This is a genomic window from Paenibacillus sp. B46(2026) (assembly GCF_056786355.1).
Genome location: NZ_CM165907.1, coordinates 863,683 through 881,347 on the forward strand (window position 1 = coordinate 863,683; position 17,665 = coordinate 881,347).

The window sequence follows — 17,665 nt, forward strand, 5'->3', positions numbered from 1 at the left end:
AAAATTCTAGCAAGCCGCTGGATGTTCTACTAGAATGTAGCGTCACAGTGAGGGTCATCAAGATTGGGATGTTCTGAGATCTCCCTGTAATGCTGGAGCTTATACGTTATAATGTCTGAGGTTTCGTGCAGTCTCGATATCTCCTGCTGAATTTTACGCTGATGCTCTTCAAGGATGGAGTATCTCGTAGACAGAGTTTCAGGTCCCTGTTCAGATAGCTCTCGATAGTGCTTCATTTGTTCTATGGTCATCCCGGTGGCCTTGAGCCGTGTCAAAAAAATAATGCCAAGGATATGATCCTTGCTATATTGTCGATGCCCGTTCGCTTTTCTCTCTGCGTAAGGCAGTAGGCCTACTTTTTCATAATATCGGATGGTATCTTCAGTTAAACCGGTTAGATTGGCTGCTTCCCGGATGGAAGTAACGATGTCTGGAATGTTCTGCATGAGATCAGACTCCTTAGTATTGGAATTACCAAGGTAGTTCTCCATTGTTTCCATAGAATCCTCCTGAGGGACCATTTTCATCCAGGACCGCTAATTTAACAACTATAACAGCTGCTTGCTTCACGGTGCCTAATCCTGTGAAGCCGTTCAGGTCGGTTGCTGTAAAGCCGGGATCAGCAGAATTGATCTTGAGCGGTGTGTTTCTGAATTCTTTGGCAAGCGTAACGGTGAACATGTTAACGGCTGCTTTACTGCTGTTGTAAGCGAGTAGGTTAAATTGGGCATGTTCGTGCTTGGGATCGCTATTATATGCAAGTGAGCCGAGGCCACTTGTCAGGTTGACGATTCGGCCTGCAGGGGATTGCTGTAATAAAGGCAGCATGGCCTGAGTAACGGAGATCATACCGAAGAAATTGGTGTCGTAGGTTTTCCGAATGTCCTCCAGAGAGATTTGACTGGGCGGAGTGGCTCCTCCAACAGAGATTCCTGCATTATTAATCAGCACGTCCAGGGAGCCAAACTGTTCCTTAATCTGACTGACAGCTGCCTCAATGGTAGCTTGGCGGGTTACATCAAGCATGATTTCATGAGCCTCGATATTCTCGTTAACCAGGAGTTGAGCTGCTTCCTCGCCTTTTAGTTTATTTCTCGCTCCCAGGAGAATGACATATCCCATTTTTCCTAACTGCAGAGCGGTTTCGAATCCGATTCCTTTGTTGGCTCCGGTAATTAGAGCATACCTTTTCGTTTGCATCTGTTATTCCTCTTTTCATTGAGTAATGTATAAGCATATGGGGTGGTGATCTCCGAATGGTACAACTTGGAGTGTGCTCCAAGTCAACAGGGGAATTTGGAAGAAGCAGATCGGGACGGGAGCGCACAAATAACCGAATACCCGTCTGTATCAGACTTTAGCATTCGGTTAAATATGTTTTTAATGATATCCACATGTGAATAAGTATTCCGCTGGAATAAAGCTGTGTATAACTTACGACGACTTCCTTTTACTCCACTTCAAGAACAAAAGAAGTCGTTGCTGCCTCTTTACCATTCACAACAATCGTTAACGTATGCAGTCCGGCATGATATTTTCTCGTGGTAATGACTTTGAACGATTGTTTGGTGGCTACCTTGGTTCTGCCTGCCGGGTATATTTTATCGGAGCATTTAAATCGTTTGGGAGCTTGCTTGCCATTCGCCTTCATATAGCCCATCTCATATTCAATTCTCAGCATCTGTGACTCGCCACTCTCATTGACCACATCAAACGAAAAATGAAGATCCTCGCCAATGGAAATCGTATCCTGGGCAAGCTGAAGCTGCTCAATGTGAGTCGCATCCTGCTCGTTGTAACCAAAAAGACTTAGCGCTTTGCGATGTCCTTTCTTCAGTAAGGACCTGCTGGCATGACGGACAATCCAGTCCGTGTGTGCATGTTGTCCGTACCATGTCGTGGCCAGATCCAGCACCAGTTCAGGGTGATCTTTGGAGATGTCATTCAGATGATTGGCGACACTTTTGCGAACATAGAGGGACTCGTCCTGTTTCAATGCATGCAGAATCGGAAGGACAGGTGTTGGATCGGTGATGAATCCCTGGAGTTTGGCACCCCATGGCAAACGGGGCCGGCTGCCCTCACTGGCAAGTCTGCGGATATGCTCGTTGTCGCTATCTGCCCACGTCATCATATGTTTCATCGTTTGGATTGGATAATGTTCAATAAACGGGCGTACCGCGAACTCGGAGCTGGAATAAGGTGTGAAGACGGTCAGATACTTCATGGATAACTCATAATCTTCCGGGTCAAGTCCGTTCACTTCGATAAAATCCGGCACAAACAGATATTCAACACCTCTCATATTCGGGGCTGCTTGTTCGATGATATGTAATGCTTCTTCATAATTGTCGGGCAGCACTTCAGTTAAGGAGAGAGTAATTCGGCGAATCCGTGCTTTGAATTCCAACGGTTCCCAACCTTCAGCGAAAACCAATTCATGAAATTTTTGCGTATCCAGCTTCGGATAGAATTGACGCAACAATTCACCGGTCCGATCAATTAATGCGGGAGTGTATTTGTCTTTGAGAAGTTCCATGTTCCGCCTCCTTTAGTTACTATCCAGTATACCTCAAACTACATATATAAGAACATAGGTTCTTGATTTTCTTTGTGTATGGATGAACGGAGTTAAGGCACCCGCCTTCTATAAGGGGGTGCCTGGATGGTTTTAACGTTTGCGACTTTTGGGACGGCGCTTCGTGGAATTGGATTTGCGGCGGGTTGGCGTCGTGTTGCGGCGACGCGGAACCGTTGTTGGTTTGGTCCGACGCTTGCGTGTACGATTCCGGGGCGGCGTATATTCTTCATAGTCTGCATCGGCCGCGCTGCTATTCGTTTTTCCTTTTCCAAAAGGCAGAATGCCCATAACGAGCTTCATCATTGGAGCCATCTGCTGGATGCCACCGACGACCTTCTGCATTTTGCCTATTCCACTCATGATCCCATCAATCCCGCCGAAGCGGTCGATCATTCCTTTTAACTCACCAATGTTGGCTAATGAGAAGCCGGAACTGCCCGTAGCAGCAGGCGCCTCTACCGGAACTGGGGGAACGACTTGGGCTCCGCCTCCATAAAAGTTCCCGCTAGGAGCACCTTGCCCATAAGGTACGATTGCAGATGCTTCGACTTCACCGAAGCCTGGGTAATGAGGATCTACTCCGGGGTACATGGGTTGGATCTGAGTTTCATTCAAAGACCGCGGGACCACACCGTGCGGCATATAGGCAGAAGTATGTGCCTGCCGATGAGCACGAGAAGACGGACGCTGCCCTGGTGCTGGCTGGCGGTGATAATAATGCTGAGGCATGAACGATCACGTTCCTTCTATGTTGGATTTCGGAATTGCGTTCCATGAGTTGCATGACAGATGAACATCATAGACCCTAGTGGAACTCCCTTTTGCTATACTGTATGTCATTCGCGGAGAGACGGCGTAGGCGAGTATCCCGGAAAACGGGATATTTGCGGATTTGGGCGCGTAGACATGCTGGCAGGTTTCCATACAGGAAAATGTAGTTTAGACACAAAATTGTAACATTTGTGGTGGCCGAATTCCTACATAAGTAATCGGAAATATACAGGTGAGAATTGGGATATAGCGCGATAATTTCGCCGGATGTGCGCGAGGGGAGGACAATAGTACCTTTTGTAAGCGGTAACATGTATTTTTATTCTGTAGTGCGTGAAATCGGTAACGCTTGAAATACCAACTCAGGGTGAGTACAATGTAGGTACACAGTAACCGCTAGGGGATGATGATGAAATGCAGCTGAAAAAGCTAAATGATAAAAGCATTGAACAACTATTTGAGGCTATTTTGACTCTAAAAGATATTGAAGAGTGTTATGTTTTCTTTGATGACCTCTGCACGGTAAACGAGATCCAATCCATGTCCCAGCGGCTGGAAGTGGCTCGTATGTTGGGTAAAGGCAATACGTATAACCAGATTGAAGCAGAGACAGGTGCGAGTACAGCTACAATTTCACGTGTCAAACGCTGCCTGAATTACGGCAATGATGGTTATAAAATGACGCTGGAACGCCTGGGACGCTAACATGAAGAAGCCGGGTGTACTCATCATCAGTCACGGTTCACAGGAGCAGACCTGGGTGGAATCCGTCGATGACGCGATCTCCCGGTTGAATCTGCCTAGTCCATTACCGGTTGAAGCCGGTTTTCTTGAACTTGTGGAAGGACGCCTGATCCAGGACGGTATCGACCGACTGGAAGCACAAGGCGTAACTGATATTCTTGTTGTACCTCTGTTCGTTTCGTCTGGAAGTACACATGTGGATGAAATTGAATTTGCCATTGGTGCAAAGGAAACACCTGAACGAGAAACGGATCTGGAACCATTCGAAGTGAAGGCTCGGGTTCACTTCGGTTATCCAGTGGATAACGATCCGGATATCGCCGTGATGGTGTGGGACAAGGTCAAGTCACTCTCGCAGCAGCCTGAGCAGGAAACGATTCTGCTGGTGGGGCATGGGAGTATTCATGATGGATTTCGCGAGCGTTGGGAAGCCGGGATTTCTTCCCTGGCACAGCGTGTACAGGAAGTCAGTAGTGTAGCTCATACCGATTATGCGTTGCTTAATCCAGAGAGCGTGCACGACAAAGTGAAGTATTGGAGCGAAGAGCGGGGGAACCGAGTCATTGTGGCGCCGCTGTTTTTGAGTGCCGGTTATTTCACGAGGAACGTTATCCCGGATCGGCTGCAGGAACTGGACTATGTGTACAGCGGTGAGACGCTGTTGCCCCATCCATTGCTTGGACAGTGGCTGGAGCGCCAGATCCAGATTTTGCTGGAGAGATGTAATGAGGTCAAGGTTTAGTTTAGGGAAAACAGGTCGCTGCCAGCGATTATTATTCCCTGCAGCTCTAACAACAGCTTAAACACAAACGGCAGATATGCCGTTTTTTTGTTTTTGTTGCACTTTAGACATGTGGAGTGTTCAGTATGAATGCTGCGAAATCAGTCAAGAGATACGGCTTATATCATAGTCCTCGAATATTCTCCTAGTTATATAATCAGGATTCGTACCTCCCGCTCAATCTCTGCCAAACACAAAAAAAACACGCCGAATCAGGCGTGTTTTTTTGTGTTTGGCAAAACCCTCTACGAGGCGAAATTCCGGATTCAATCCGCGCAGAGAGAGTGAAGGATCAGGGTTCTAATGGAGGAATATTGTCGTCTGAATCTATCTCTCGAAGTCCGCCAGTCCGCACTCACATAGGTTTCATTAGTAAATTTTAGGGGGATAAATCAAAACAAATCCTGAAATGATTTTCTTTACAGGTAAGTTTTTGTCTGATAAGATGTCAACATTCAATTGTTAACCTAAATAAATAATTTGGTTAACAATTGAAAAGATTTAACGGAAGGTGATATCTTGTGACACATTATGAACGGCTTGCAGCTATAAATAAGGCTCATTTATGGAACCCTTTTACGCAGATGAAAGATTATAATAACTCCGATCCTCTCATTATTGAACGAGGCGAAGGCACCATGCTGTATGACGTCCAAGGACGTGCTTATTATGATGGCTTCTCCTCGGTTTGGCTTAATGTTCACGGACATAACGTACCGGAGCTGAACCAAGCAATAACAGATCAGTTGGAACGTGTCGCACATTCTACTCTACTCGGAATGGCTAATGTGCCCGCTATTGAGCTTGCAGAGAAACTAGTAGAGATTTCCCCAGAAGGATTAAATAAAGTATTTTATTCCGATTCGGGAGCAACCGGTGTCGAGATCGCAGTGAAAATGGCGTTTCAATACTGGAAGAATCGAGGAGAAACCGGTAAAACGAAGTTTATTACGATGAATCAAGCCTATCACGGAGATACGATTGGTGCGGTTAGTGTCGGTGCAATTCCGTTGTACCATGATGTGTTCCGTCCCATGCTGTTTCCTACTTATGTCATTCCATATCCTTACGTTTATCGACATGAGGACGGCGAACTGGAAGCAATGGAAGCTACGTTAACCGCATTACATAATTTACTTGAAACCAGTGCAGATGAAATCGCGGCTATCATCGTGGAGCCGATTGTGCAAGGGGCTAGTGGCATCCTTATTATGCCAGAGGGCTGTCTACGCGAGATGGCGGCACTTTGCCGTACTTATGGCGTACTGTTCATAGCCGATGAGGTGGCGACAGGCTTCGGTAGGACAGGCGCTATGTTTGCTTGTGATCTCGAAGAGGTATCACCTGATTTGATGGTGATAGGCAAAGGCCTTACAGGCGGCTATTTACCTGTGGCAGCGACACTGGCAACAGATGAGGTGTACAACGCATTTTATGCCGATTATGAAGAGCAAAAAACATTTTTCCATGGTCATTCCTTTACAGGTAACCCGCTCGGCTGCGCCGTTGCTTTGGCTAGCTTGAAACGGTTTGAAGAGCGCAACATGTTAGAAGGTGTAAGAGCAAAGGCGTCTTTTGTAGAGTACAAGCTCTCAGCGCTTAAAGATTCTCCGCACGTCGGTGATATCAGGCAAAAGGGACTGATGTTAGGAATTGAGCTTGTACGGGATAAAGCTACTCGGGAACCGTACGATTGGGCCGAACGTATCGGCGTTCGTGTAACGGAGCGGGCCAGAGAGCTTGGCATGCTTACAAGACCGCTTGGCAATGTTGTTGTGTTCATTCCTCCTCTTGCTAGCACAGAGGCAGAGCTTGATGCAATGATCGATATCTTAATGAAATCAATTTTTGACGTCACCGAAGGTGGTTTGGAAACATGAATGTAATTCGCGGATTATTCGTAACAGGTACGGACACAGGTGTTGGGAAAACAATCGTTACAGGTGCTCTTGTCGCCGCCCTTCGTGCTGAAAAGCGGAATATAGGCGTCTGGAAGCCCGTGCAGTCCGGTGGACTTCTTGGCAGCGGAGAAACCGATGCGGAACGTCTTTTGCAATACACCGGAATTCATGAGCGTGCCGAGGATGTTGCGACATTTACATTCAAAGCTCCTCTTACCCCGATGCTCGCTGCCAAGCAGGAGGGGGTTGCTATTACGTTACAGGAGATAATCAGCGCTGGTCAGCCGCTGACAAATCGATATGAATGGGTACTCATCGAAGGGGCAGGCGGCGTCGCTGTTCCACTGACCGAAGACTCTCTTGTAGTGGATTTGATCTCGAAGCTTCGGACACCGGCTTTGATCGTTGCGCGGACGGGTCTAGGTACGATTAATCACACACTTCTTACTGTGTCATACCTGCAGCAGCATGGGGTTCCGATCGTAGGTTTTATTCTGAACGACGGTGAATCTGACGAGATTTATAACGACTCAAGCATCGCAACGAACGCGGATCTGATTGAACGTTATTGCGGCATATCCTTTCTTGGACGCATTCCCCGCTTAATGGACGAAATAAATACGGAGTTGTTGATCCATGTGATTCGAGAAAAGATCCATTTAACACCAATCAGACAGGCAATAATAGTTCAATCCATGGGAGGATGAATGAATATGAAAACAACGGTAAGTAATCTAGAATGGTTGTCGATTGCGAATCGATCGTTGAATGGTGAATGTTTAACAATTGAAGAGGGGCTTGCCGTGCTTGAAGCAAACGACGATGAGGTACTGCCGCTGATGCAAGCTGCTTTTCAGGTGAGACAATATTTTTACGGCAAAAAAGTGAAGCTGAATATGATCATCAACGCCAAAAGCGGCTTTTGTCCCGAAGATTGCGGTTATTGCTCACAATCCATCGTATCAACCGCACCCATCCAAAAATATAGCTTGCTCGACAAAGAAACGTTGCTTGCAGGAGCACACGAAGCTATGGCGCGTAAAGCAGGAACCTATTGCATTGTAGCTTCAGGAAAAGGTCCCACGAATAAGGAGCTGGATCAAGTTGTAGAGGCGGTAAAAGAAATCCGTGAAACGATGCCACTTAAAATCTGTGCTTGTCTAGGAATCTTGAAGGAAGGCCAAGCAGAACGTTTGGCGGAAGCAGGTGTGCACCGATACAACCACAACTTGAACACAAGCAAGGCCAATTATCCGTTGATAACCACAACTCATACCTATGGTCAGCGAATTGAAACAGTGGAAAAGGTAAAAGCATACGGCATGTCCCCCTGCTCCGGTGTCATTATCGGTATGGGGGAAAGTAATCAGGAAATTGTCGAGATGGCTTTCGCGCTCCGCAAGCTTGATGCGGATTCGATTCCGATTAATTTCCTGAATGCGATACCGGGGACCCCTCTGGAAGGAGAAGGACGCACTCCGGCTATGAAGGCGCTAAAGGTACTGGCACTATTTCGGTTCATCTGTCCATCTAAAGAGATTCGTGTTGCGGGTGGACGCGAAATTAACCTCCGTACGCTGCAACCTTTGTCACTGTATGCTGCAAATTCACTCTTTGTAGGTGATTATTTAACAACAGCAGGTCAAGAAATATCGAACGATCATCAAATGATTGAAGATTTGGGTTTTGAGATTGAGTTAAATGCACTTTAGGGCGGTACGGAATATGAACTGGATGGAAAAAGAACTTGGGTTATTGGCTGATGCCTCCAATGAACGTTACTTGCGTGACAGTGCCACGGTTCCAGATTGTCCTGGCTATACCTTGAGGGGAGGCCGAGTGCTCCTCAACCTGGCCTCCAATGACTATCTAGGACTTGCACGACATCCCGCTATCATTGATACGATTCGCGAGATGCTTCTCACCGAAGGAGGAGGCTCGGGGGCATCTCGTCTTGTTACTGGAAATCGACCGCATTATGGTCACTTGGAAGAAGCACTGGCCACTTGGCAGCATAGTGAAGCCGCGCTTGTTTTTGCAAATGGCTATATGGCTAATTCTGGTGTCATTCGTGCACTTGCAGGCCGGGGTGATGTGGTTTTTAGCGATCAATTAAACCATGCCAGCATAGTGGACGGTATTGTGCTGAGCCGCGCGGAACATGCCCGGTATCGACACAATGATATGGATCATCTGAAGGTGTTACTGGAGAAACATCGGGATAAACGACGTAAGCTGATTGTTACGGATGCCGTCTTTTCAATGGATGGTGATCAAGCACACTTGCGTGAACTCGTTGCCCTCAAACATGAGTACGGGGCAATTCTGATGGTGGATGAGGCGCACAGCGGGGGCATCTACGGGAAACGGGGCGAAGGACTGTGCTTTAAGCTTGGTCTGCAAAATGATGTAGATGTGCATATGGGGACGTTTAGCAAATCATTCGGTTTATATGGAGCTTATATCTGCGGCAGCCGAATATTAATCCGCTTTCTCATCAACAAAGCCAGGCCACTCATCTATTCAACGGCATTGCCGCCTTCTCTCGTAGCTGGTATTTCAACAGCGTTAACTTTGGTACAAGCGGATTATTGGCGTCGCGAGCGCCTCCACTCGGCAAGTAGATTATTTCGTTCTTCGCTTTATGATGCCGGGTTTAACGTTGGAAACGGGGACTCTCCTATTGTACCGCTAATGGTCGGTGATAACGAAAGGGCTCTTCGTTTCAGTGAGGCACTTGAAGCAGGCGGTATTGCTGGGATCGCCATCCGGCCGCCTACCGTTCCTGATGGCACCGCACGAATTCGCTTCTCCTTATCAGCCGACCATACCCCTGAGGAACTGAATGATGCCAGCGCACTAATCTGCAAAATCGGGCTTCAGTTAGGGGTGCTGAGCTCATGAATGCTTCAGATAATAATCCGCTGCAAATTGAAGAAGAGACAAGCGGAACCATATTATGGCTAACGGGATGGAGTATGCCAGATGCGGTGTTTGACCGTCTTCGCCTGTTATTGCCTGATTTTCGCCATATTTCTGTAGATTACAGTGCTGCCAATTCTCCAGAGGAAATGCTGTGCTTAACTGAAACAGCAGTTAGGAATATGTTATTTATTGAAGGATCAGCTTGCAGGGAAAGAATGTTTCACGGTCCGCTTCTGATATCAGGTTGGTCGCTCGGAGGTTTACTTGCGCTCAGACTAGCGGCTAAAGGTTACGTGGATGGCCTTGTGCTGTTCGGTGCAACGGCTCGTTTTACCCGCTCAGAAGAAGAGTTTGACCGCGGCTTAGCAGATGCATACGTTAGGCAGATGGTTAAAGGGATCTTAAAGGATCGACATGCAGTTGAAACCAATTTTCGAAAGATCATGTTTACGGAGCAAGAATGGGAGACAGGCCTTGCTGAACGTCTACCTCAAATGGGTAGCTGGACAACTCGAGCACTACTAGCAGGTCTTCAGATTTTACGAAGCGAGGAATGCTTGTCTCAACTGTCAAATATCGATTGTCCGGTTCTTCTCATTCACGGGAATGAAGATGTGATTTGTCCTTACGGTGCTGGATTGGAGCTTATGACTCAATTACCTCAAGCTAAGTTAATTACATTAACCGCCTGCGGACATGCACCCTTTTTGGGAAAGGAAGTACACATAGCTGATGAATGGAGGAGATGGTGGCATGACCATTCGTAGAAGTAGGGCTGTTCAACGCCAATTTAATCGTAGTGCCATTTCTTATGATGCACATGCTCATGTTCAGCGTTCTATGGCTGATCAGCTAGCAAGATCTCTCGCAGGATGGAAAAACAAAGGGTTCATAAGTGATCCGAGCATTCTTGAGATCGGTTGTGGCACGGGGGCTTTGACTCAAATCGTAGTAAATGAATGGCCTAGTGCGAATATTACTGCACTTGACATTGCACCCGAGATGATCGATGTGGCTTCAAAACGGTTCCTATCAGCGCAGCATCCAGGTGCTGGGAATTGTACAACGGATCGTTTACGTCTTCTACAAGCAGATATCGAAATGTGGGCAGTAAATGCCCCGGAGTGCTCAGTGGATATCATTGTTTCCAACGCCTGTTTTCAATGGCTAAGTTCTCCGCAGGAAACACTGGGTCACCTTCGGCGAATGTTACGCCCTGGGGGCTTGCTGATATTTACAACATTTGGGCCCGATACGTTTCGTGAGATGCATGAGGCATTTAATGAAGTTTATCGAGCCAATGGAATGGAAGCACAGCGGCATGGACTTTCGTTTCAATCGCCTGTTCAATGGGAAATCATGCTTCAAGAAACCGGATATTCTAGTTTCGATTGTGAGCGTTCGATTCATATGGAAAAGTATGCTTCCGCAAGAGATTTTCTATATTCGGTTAAAGGAATGGGAGCTAGCGCTTCAGAAGCAGTAACGATATCTGGGCACAGTTTACGACGTTTGTTCATCAATATGTATAAGGAGTACGAAGATAAGTTCGGCATACAGGGGGGAGTCTCTGCAACTTATGATCTCCTATTCATTCAATCCGAGGCTCCTTATTAATCATGGAATTAAAGCGATATTAACCCTTTACCGGAGCATGCAGACTCAGATGAAGCTCCAGCAAAGATATTAATTGCTCAACCATTTCCTCCGCCGGATAAGGCATGGAATGCATGATCCACCATTCCAGCAGGCCCACGGCGGCAGAAGCCAGGAATTGCACAGAGACCTCCTTTTTCATGCCTTCTTCGATACTGCACGCGTCCAACTGTTCCTCGACTCCCTGGACCATAAGTGTCATCAGCTTGCTTCGGAATGCGGGAATCCCCTTTTTCGTTAGAAGTGTGGTATAAATTGCCGCATGCTCTTCAAGGTAGCGGAAGGTGCGCAGCAGCGCATCTTTGGCGGTAACCGGAGATGTAGGACTATCGTTGAGACAGGTTTCCACCAATTGCTGCAAATACGTCTCGATGCATTGATCCAGCAGATCAAATTTGTCCGTGTAATGTAAATAAATAGTGCCACGGTTGACATTGGCACGGTCAGCAATGTCATTAATCGTAATTTGCTCGAAATCCTTCTCTTCCAGTAGCCCCACCAAAGCCTCCATAATGGCCTTTCTTGTCTTGAATACGCGTCTGTCCATGGTCCCTCCTACCCATGTTTCTATAATACTTTTCAACAAAAATGTGCATTTCGTTGATTATTCAACAGAAACAGATATTTTAACGATTGAAGCACAGTAGGTGCTTTGTTACTCTTATTTTATCAACAAATGTTCATAAAGCAACGATTATTCATAAAATTCGAAATAGAGGGATATCGAATGAAAATTTTAGTATATGGCGCAGGTGTGTTGGGCAGTCAACTGGCCCACGTTCTGGTACGTGGAGGAAATGACGTTACGGTTCTGGCTAGAGGGAAACGGGCTGAAGAGTTGGAGAGGGATGGCATCGTCATTCGTCATGTGTTTCAGTTTAAAACAACAGTCGATCCGGTTCGTGTAACAAGAGAATTAAAAGAGGATGATATCTATGATCTTATTTTCGTCGTCATGAAATATAATGATTTTCCATTGGTGTTACCCATTCTCGCTGAAAATAAGAGCAACAACATTGTGATTGTGGGCAACAACGCGGATGCGCGAAGCATGCAGACGTTTCTGGAAGAGAATAGCCGGGTGGAAAAGCGAGTGGCGTTTGGTTTTCACGTTAGCGGTGGGAAGCGGAGCGGCAATCGGATGCTGTCCATAGGCGTGGGAAAGGGACTGATGGTGATCGGAGCGTTGGACGGTGAGATTCCTTTTCAACCTCTGCTGGATCAGGCATTTGTTAATGCAAAATACAAGCTGGATGTGAATGAAGATATCGATGCTTGGCTGAAAAGCCATCTCATCCCGATTTTGATGCTGAATGCGGTGAGTTTTAATGAAGAGCGAGAGTTGAAGAAGCCGGAGGGTAACAAAAAACAGCTCCTGCACATGATCGGGGCCATGAACGAGGGAATGGCTGTACTGGAGGCGATGGGCATCGCCATGATCCCGAAAGCACAGGCTAAGCTGATCCGCAAGCATAAGCGAATGCTGTATCTGATATTGAAAATCTATAGCACGCTTCCGATGTATAAGTTGATGGCGGGTTCTTTTGGCGAAATAGAAGCTTTAAGTGATGCATTTACCGATTGGAAAAAGGCAACCCAAAAGCCCACACCTCATTGGGATGAGCTTAAAAAGGCAGTTTCTGCTCTAAAATAAGTTGAAGTCCCCGCAGTGTGACTGTGAAATAGCAGGTTCGAACGAATCTGGGAAAGCAATCCATACGAAATCCCCTCCAAGTGAGCTGTTCACTTGAAGGGGATTTTCTTTTTTATCTAAACCACGCTTTATTTAAATTGTTGGTGAAATTGTTATCGTTGAAAGGCACATTGGCACTGCCAAAGTCCGTGGTATTGAGCGCATTTCGTGCCGCAGAAGTCAGATCGTCCCATCCGATTAAAGGTTGTGTTCCCCCCACAGCGTTGGTAACGCCAAGCTCATGGTTCAGCGGCCAGGTACTATTATAGGAAATCAACGGATGGTTACCTTGTGTATTGGTATTGCTCGGTGTGACGTTGGTGAACTGTCCGTGACCGGAATAGGCGATGGAGAGGATTTGGGGATTGGCCGCTGCCGGATTATCGACCCACACGACGATTCCTTCCCAATCATGACGATGGCCGAGTCCGGAGGAAGGGGAGTCTTTGGGGAAATACCACGAATACATGATGGCCCACACCCCATTGTGCCAGGCTGAACGGGAGTAGATCTGTCCTGTACTTGAGCTACAGTTTCCATTGGATGACCCGGAAGTATTCAAGCCAGCACTGGTATTGCCCTGTTGATCGACTGCGGGGAAAGGCACGCATCCATGATAGACTTTTAGAAAAGGCTGAAAACGCTTGGCTGCTTGTTGTGTTAAGGTAACAGGTGTAACTTCCTGGAATCCGACAACCTGATCATGATTAATTTCAGCTGCTTCAATAACGGTGACCCAAGGAATACAGGCCATAAGCGAAACCATGAACATTAACACAATTTTTTTCATTTACACTTCTCCTTCACGGGTATGATGTGGTACTCGGTTGAGGTTCAATAAGACTATATTGGAAAATGATTTGTTTTATTTATCTTTTCATCTTAAGATTTGTAAATTTGTAGCATATCTATGTCATAATAATATGAGGTTACCGAAGACTAATTCCTGCCCAAGCGGGCAGAATGGTTGATTAATGAGACTATTTTACAGAAAAGTAAGTGGGACAGATTCAAGATCGGTGCGAGAGGTTTATTGGGTAATGGATGGAATAGTAGGCACGGATATGAAAAAATATACTTATATATAACAGGCTAGGACATCTTTACATTTGATGATATGATAGGAGATAAAGGCTTTGGAATGAGACGGAATTCCTGATGCATAGATATAGGTAAGACGAAAGATTCGAGCAGAATTAACGGAAGATCATGATGGTGTAAAAAATATGCCCTTCTGTGGACTCGTGCAACGTAAGATTATGAGGTCGTTCAGACTCATGGATAATGTGGAATAGGTGGCGTATGAGATGAAAAAAGCTCGTTTAATATATAATCCGACCTCAGGCCGGGAAGAAATGAAGAAACGTCTGGCTGATATTTTGCAGCGTTTGGATCAAGGTGGTATTGAAGCTTCATGTCACGCAACAACGGGTGAAGGTGATGCAACCCGGGAAGCTGAACTCGCAATCGAGCGCGGATATGACATGATTATTGCTGCTGGTGGCGATGGCACGTTGTACGAAGTGATTAACGGCATGGCCGAGCGGGAGAATCGTCCTCCGCTGGGTGTGTTTCCTTTGGGAACGACGAATGACTTTGCACGTGCACTCGGCATTCCGAGACAGTGGGAAGATTACGTGGATCTGGTCATTAACCAGCAGCTTCGTCCGCTCGATCTGGGCAAAGCAAATGATAAATATTTTATCAACATCGCTGGTGGCGGATCATTGACTGAACTGACCTATGAAGTACCGAGTCGTCTGAAAACGATGATTGGGCAACTGGCCTATTATATGAAGGGTATTGAGAAGATGGCGAGCCTGTCTCCACAGGAGCTGATTATTCGTGCCGACGGTCAGGAAGAGATCCATGATGAATTTATGTTATTCCTCATCGCCAATACCAATTCGGTCGGAGGATTTGAAAAGCTGGCTCCGGGTGCAACCATTGATGATGGTCTGTTCGATGTGATCGGTGTCCGCAAATGTAATCTGGCTGACATGATCCGCCTTGTAACGCTCGCGCTGCGTGGGGAGCATCTGAACGACAAGAAAGTGGTTCATTTCCAGACGAGTCAAATGGAAGTTACGTCGCCGGGTTATGTGCAGCTGAACCTCGATGGAGAACTGGGTGGCACGCTGCCAGCTACGTTTACAAATTTGCGTCATCATCTGATGCTGTATCGTTAAATACTAAAAAGAAAGAAGTGAATGTACGTTGTCTAATACGAACCGCAGCGGTCGTGGAAAAAACCGCCGGAATTCGGCTGCCTCTCAGGGGCAAGGGAACGCTTCAGCGTCCCGTCAGCCAAGTCAATCCTCTAGTCCATCACCACGTCAGCAAGGAAAAGAGGTGCGGCCACAAGGCGCATCTCTTTCTGCTGCTCGTCCAAAGGGGAGAGCGCGTGAATCTGCACCAATCGAAGGACTGCCCGTTAGCAAAAATGAAGAGACCGTCATCGACATTATTGGTATGAACCATGACGGTGAAGGTGTAGGTCGTGCGAATGGATACACGCTCTTCGTGCAGGGTGCGCTCCCCGGTGAAACCGTTCGTGTCCGTGTGATGAAGACCAAGAAGCAATACGGCTACGCCAAGTTATTGGAGATCGTGAAAGCAAGCCCGGATCGTGTGTCCGCGCCATGTCCTATCTACGATCAGTGCGGTGGCTGCCAGATCCAGCATATGAGCTATGCCGGTCAGCTTGCGTGGAAACGCCAGTTGGTGGTAGATAATTTGCAGCGGATTGGCAAGTTGAACGTGATGGTGGAGGATGCAGAGACGTTGGCATCCAATACGCAGGATGATAAAGAGGGCGCCGAACAGCGTGTGCAGGATGACGTTTCAGTTGGTGAGGCGAAGCTGGCGGAACGGTTGGAACATGATGTGAATCAGACAACTGAACTGGCTACAACTGAAGTACAAATGAATGGTAGCAATCGTATTCGACTTCGGCTTGAAGGTGTCATGAACGAAGAGGATACGGAGCAAGGCATTCGTGTACTGCCTACGATGGGCATGGACGAGCCATGGCGCTATCGGAACAAGGCACAGGTGCCAATCGGCGTAACCGAAGGCGGTTTAGTAGGTGGTTTTTACGCTAAAGGAAGTCACCGGATCATTGATATGGAGAGCTGTCTCATTCAGCATGAGCATAATGACGAAGTGGTCGCGAAGGTTAAGGAGATCGGCAGTCATTTTGGAATCAGTGCATATAATGAAGAGACAGGTCGTGGCTTGCTGCGTCACGTGGTCGTGAAGAAGGCGTTCCGTACGGGCGAGATGATGCTTGTTCTGGTCACGAATGGTCGAGACATTCCGTACAAGGACGAATGGATTGGCAGTATCCGTGAAGCGATTCCGCATGTGGCGAGTATCTGCCAGAACGTGAACAAGAAACAGACCAACGTCATCTTTGGCGATGAGACCCGCGTCCTGTGGGGCCGTGATGTAATCTATGATTATATCGGTGATGTGCAGTTTGCGATATCGGCTCGTTCGTTCTATCAGGTGAACCCGGTGCAGACGGAAGTACTGTATGGGAAAACGGTAGAGTACGCAGGACTGAGCGGCAAAGAGACCGTGATAGATGCCTATTGCGGCATCGGTACGATCTCTCTTTTCCTCGCGCAACATGCGGATCAGGTGTACGGGGTAGAGATCGTGCCTGAAGCGATCGAGGATGCGCGTAGCAATGCGATGTTGAACGAGATGCGTAACGTCAAGTTCGAAGTGGGTGCTTCCGAGGACGTTATTCCACGCTGGAAGGAACAAGGCATCGAAGCCGATGTGATTGTTGTCGACCCGCCGCGGAAGGGCTGTGATCCACGTTTGTTGGATACGATTCTGGAGATGAAGCCTGAGCGAGTGGTGTACGTGAGCTGTAATCCGAGTACGCTGGCACGTGATCTGCGTGTGCTGGAGGATGGCGGGTATCGCACGGTAGAGGTAACGCCGGTAGACATGTTCCCGCATACGGTGCATGTGGAGTCGGTGGCGATGTTGGTTAAGCCAGTATAAGGAACTAATAAACCCCTGCTATCACTAAAAAATTCATGCTCATAATTGAATAAAGACGTGATAAAGAAGGAGGAACGGATGAATGGATAAAGGAATAAACCCTGATCCATTCATCCGTTTCTCGGTTTCTTTATCATGAATTTATTCAGATTATAATAAAGTTGTGACAGAAAAAGTTGAGTGCATTTTAGGGCGGATGACAGCTTTTTAGGAGGTGTTTATTTATTCTGAACAAAAGGGGGGGAAAGGTAAAATAGGTTCTCACGAGGTTTATAAAATTTAATGTAAAATTTGTGAAGTTAAATCAAAAAGCCGAGCAAAAATAGGTACCCACCCACTCCTGTTTTCTTCGGCTTTTTTCTTGGATTGAGGGATAAAATTTAGAAGATAACTCCCTCAAATATTGTTATATCGTAGTTTATCTCGATTTATCCCTCCGAAAATTACCATAAACGATAAGTCCCGTCTTTACAAATAAGTCATATTACATTCAAATTTTCTAAAATCCAGCTGTTGAAAACTTCAACCCGCTATCAAGCTTATAAAAACATGAAACTAATTTTAAGAATTTGCCGTAACGAATGCAAAGTATT

General features: G+C 46.8%; 17 protein-coding genes. 11 read left to right on the plus strand and 6 right to left on the minus strand.

All coding sequences use genetic code 11. From position 1 onward, the window contains the following. Window positions 1-29: 29 nt before the first annotated feature. The 4 genes from AC1S8V_RS04035 to AC1S8V_RS04050 all read right to left on the minus strand — a co-directional run bounded on the left by AC1S8V_RS04035 (window position 30) and on the right by AC1S8V_RS04050 (window position 3,310). On the minus strand, window positions 30-500 hold the full coding sequence (locus AC1S8V_RS04035) for a MerR family transcriptional regulator (protein WP_482072526.1): 471 nt from the start codon (window positions 498-500) through the stop codon (window positions 30-32). Next, window positions 472-1,200: an SDR family oxidoreductase gene (locus tag AC1S8V_RS04040; protein WP_482072527.1), complete on the minus strand. Its 729-nt coding sequence runs from the start codon at window positions 1,198-1,200 to the stop codon at window positions 472-474. Before AC1S8V_RS04040 ends, AC1S8V_RS04035 begins: the two co-directional genes overlap by 29 nt. A gap of 250 nt (window positions 1,201-1,450) precedes the next feature. Further along, window positions 1,451-2,539, minus strand: a complete 1,089-nt coding sequence (locus AC1S8V_RS04045; RefSeq protein ID WP_482072528.1) for a DNA alkylation repair protein — start codon at window positions 2,537-2,539, stop codon at window positions 1,451-1,453. A gap of 132 nt (window positions 2,540-2,671) precedes the next feature. Beyond that, window positions 2,672-3,310 carry a tyrosine protein kinase gene (locus tag AC1S8V_RS04050; RefSeq protein ID WP_482072529.1) on the minus strand — a complete coding sequence of 213 codons (639 nt, stop codon included), beginning with the start codon at window positions 3,308-3,310 and terminating at the stop codon, window positions 2,672-2,674. A 456-nt stretch (window positions 3,311-3,766) separates the two neighbouring features. Here AC1S8V_RS04050 and AC1S8V_RS04055 point away from each other — a divergent pair, with 456 nt between their 5' ends. From AC1S8V_RS04055 to bioC, 8 genes are all read left to right on the plus strand, one after another. Then, a complete protein-coding gene (locus tag AC1S8V_RS04055; protein ID WP_017690665.1) occupies window positions 3,767-4,057 on the plus strand; it encodes a YerC/YecD family TrpR-related protein in 291 nt (96 codons plus the stop codon). A gap of 1 nt (window position 4,058) precedes the next feature. Beyond that, window positions 4,059-4,838 (plus strand): sirohydrochlorin chelatase, encoded by a 780-nt coding sequence (locus AC1S8V_RS04060; protein WP_482072530.1) that lies wholly within the window; start codon window positions 4,059-4,061, stop codon window positions 4,836-4,838. A gap of 623 nt (window positions 4,839-5,461) precedes the next feature. After that, the gene (gene bioA, locus AC1S8V_RS04065; protein WP_482072531.1) at window positions 5,462-6,757 is read left to right on the plus strand and encodes an adenosylmethionine--8-amino-7-oxononanoate transaminase; all 1,296 of its coding nucleotides are present in this window, start codon (window positions 5,462-5,464) and stop codon (window positions 6,755-6,757) included. After that, complete coding sequence (bioD, locus tag AC1S8V_RS04070; protein ID WP_482072532.1) at window positions 6,754-7,485, plus strand: dethiobiotin synthase; 732 nt, start codon at window positions 6,754-6,756, stop codon at window positions 7,483-7,485. The genes bioA and bioD overlap by 4 nt, the downstream gene beginning before the upstream one ends. A gap of 6 nt (window positions 7,486-7,491) precedes the next feature. Then, window positions 7,492-8,490, plus strand: coding sequence for a biotin synthase BioB (gene bioB / locus AC1S8V_RS04075; protein ID WP_482072533.1), 999 nt, complete (start codon window positions 7,492-7,494; stop codon window positions 8,488-8,490). 13 nt (window positions 8,491-8,503) lie between these two features. Continuing rightward, on the plus strand, window positions 8,504-9,682 hold the full coding sequence (gene bioF, locus AC1S8V_RS04080; protein WP_482072534.1) for an 8-amino-7-oxononanoate synthase: 1,179 nt from the start codon (window positions 8,504-8,506) through the stop codon (window positions 9,680-9,682). After that, on the plus strand, window positions 9,679-10,470 hold the full coding sequence (locus tag AC1S8V_RS04085) for an alpha/beta fold hydrolase (RefSeq protein ID WP_482072535.1): 792 nt from the start codon (window positions 9,679-9,681) through the stop codon (window positions 10,468-10,470). Before bioF ends, AC1S8V_RS04085 begins: the two co-directional genes overlap by 4 nt. Continuing rightward, a complete protein-coding gene (gene bioC / locus AC1S8V_RS04090) occupies window positions 10,457-11,320 on the plus strand; it encodes a malonyl-ACP O-methyltransferase BioC (protein WP_482072536.1) in 864 nt (287 codons plus the stop codon). The genes AC1S8V_RS04085 and bioC overlap by 14 nt, the downstream gene beginning before the upstream one ends. A 19-nt stretch (window positions 11,321-11,339) precedes the next feature. On the opposite strand, the gene AC1S8V_RS04095 is transcribed toward bioC, so the two are convergent. Next, window positions 11,340-11,906 (minus strand): TetR/AcrR family transcriptional regulator, encoded by a 567-nt coding sequence (locus AC1S8V_RS04095; RefSeq protein ID WP_482072537.1) that lies wholly within the window; start codon window positions 11,904-11,906, stop codon window positions 11,340-11,342. A gap of 180 nt (window positions 11,907-12,086) precedes the next feature. On the opposite strand from AC1S8V_RS04095, the gene AC1S8V_RS04100 reads away from it, so the two are divergent. Next, window positions 12,087-13,013 carry a ketopantoate reductase family protein gene (locus tag AC1S8V_RS04100; RefSeq protein ID WP_482072538.1) on the plus strand — a complete coding sequence of 309 codons (927 nt, stop codon included), beginning with the start codon at window positions 12,087-12,089 and terminating at the stop codon, window positions 13,011-13,013. A 112-nt stretch (window positions 13,014-13,125) separates the two neighbouring features. Here the strand turns inward: AC1S8V_RS04100 and AC1S8V_RS04105 are convergent, their stop codons facing one another. Next, on the minus strand, window positions 13,126-13,842 hold the full coding sequence (locus tag AC1S8V_RS04105) for an NPP1 family protein (RefSeq protein WP_482072539.1): 717 nt from the start codon (window positions 13,840-13,842) through the stop codon (window positions 13,126-13,128). A gap of 517 nt (window positions 13,843-14,359) precedes the next feature. On the opposite strand from AC1S8V_RS04105, the gene AC1S8V_RS04110 reads away from it, so the two are divergent. Together AC1S8V_RS04110 and rlmD are read left to right on the plus strand one after the other, a co-directional pair. Next, window positions 14,360-15,241: a diacylglycerol kinase gene (locus AC1S8V_RS04110; protein WP_482072540.1), complete on the plus strand. Its 882-nt coding sequence runs from the start codon at window positions 14,360-14,362 to the stop codon at window positions 15,239-15,241. 28 nt (window positions 15,242-15,269) lie between these two features. After that, complete coding sequence (gene rlmD, locus AC1S8V_RS04115; protein WP_482072541.1) at window positions 15,270-17,072, plus strand: 23S rRNA (uracil(1939)-C(5))-methyltransferase RlmD; 1,803 nt, start codon at window positions 15,270-15,272, stop codon at window positions 17,070-17,072. Window positions 17,073-17,665: the final 593 nt, after the last annotated feature.

Excerpts from the sequence above, each read along its gene's own strand:
- AC1S8V_RS04100 (WP_482072538.1), top strand. The coding sequence starts at position 12,087 with ATGAAAATTTTAGTATATGGCGCAGGTGTGTTGGGCAGTCAACTGGCC.
- bioA (WP_482072531.1), top strand. The coding sequence starts at position 5,462 with ATGAAAGATTATAATAACTCCGATCCTCTCATTATTGAACGAGGCGAA.
- AC1S8V_RS04055 (WP_017690665.1), top strand. The coding sequence starts at position 3,767 with ATGCAGCTGAAAAAGCTAAATGATAAAAGCATTGAACAACTATTTGAG.
- bioD (WP_482072532.1), top strand. The coding sequence starts at position 6,754 with ATGAATGTAATTCGCGGATTATTCGTAACAGGTACGGACACAGGTGTT.
- AC1S8V_RS04105 (WP_482072539.1), bottom strand. The coding sequence starts at position 13,842 with ATGAAAAAAATTGTGTTAATGTTCATGGTTTCGCTTATGGCCTGTATT.
- bioB (WP_482072533.1), top strand. The coding sequence starts at position 7,492 with ATGAAAACAACGGTAAGTAATCTAGAATGGTTGTCGATTGCGAATCGA.
- AC1S8V_RS04050 (WP_482072529.1), bottom strand. The coding sequence starts at position 3,310 with ATGCCTCAGCATTATTATCACCGCCAGCCAGCACCAGGGCAGCGTCCG.
- AC1S8V_RS04060 (WP_482072530.1), top strand. The coding sequence starts at position 4,059 with ATGAAGAAGCCGGGTGTACTCATCATCAGTCACGGTTCACAGGAGCAG.
- AC1S8V_RS04040 (WP_482072527.1), bottom strand. The coding sequence starts at position 1,200 with ATGCAAACGAAAAGGTATGCTCTAATTACCGGAGCCAACAAAGGAATC.
- bioC (WP_482072536.1), top strand. The coding sequence starts at position 10,457 with ATGACCATTCGTAGAAGTAGGGCTGTTCAACGCCAATTTAATCGTAGT.
- AC1S8V_RS04045 (WP_482072528.1), bottom strand. The coding sequence starts at position 2,539 with ATGGAACTTCTCAAAGACAAATACACTCCCGCATTAATTGATCGGACC.
- bioF (WP_482072534.1), top strand. The coding sequence starts at position 8,504 with ATGAACTGGATGGAAAAAGAACTTGGGTTATTGGCTGATGCCTCCAAT.
- AC1S8V_RS04095 (WP_482072537.1), bottom strand. The coding sequence starts at position 11,906 with ATGGACAGACGCGTATTCAAGACAAGAAAGGCCATTATGGAGGCTTTG.
- AC1S8V_RS04085 (WP_482072535.1), top strand. The coding sequence starts at position 9,679 with ATGAATGCTTCAGATAATAATCCGCTGCAAATTGAAGAAGAGACAAGC.
- AC1S8V_RS04110 (WP_482072540.1), top strand. The coding sequence starts at position 14,360 with ATGAAAAAAGCTCGTTTAATATATAATCCGACCTCAGGCCGGGAAGAA.
- AC1S8V_RS04035 (WP_482072526.1), bottom strand. The coding sequence starts at position 500 with ATGGAAACAATGGAGAACTACCTTGGTAATTCCAATACTAAGGAGTCT.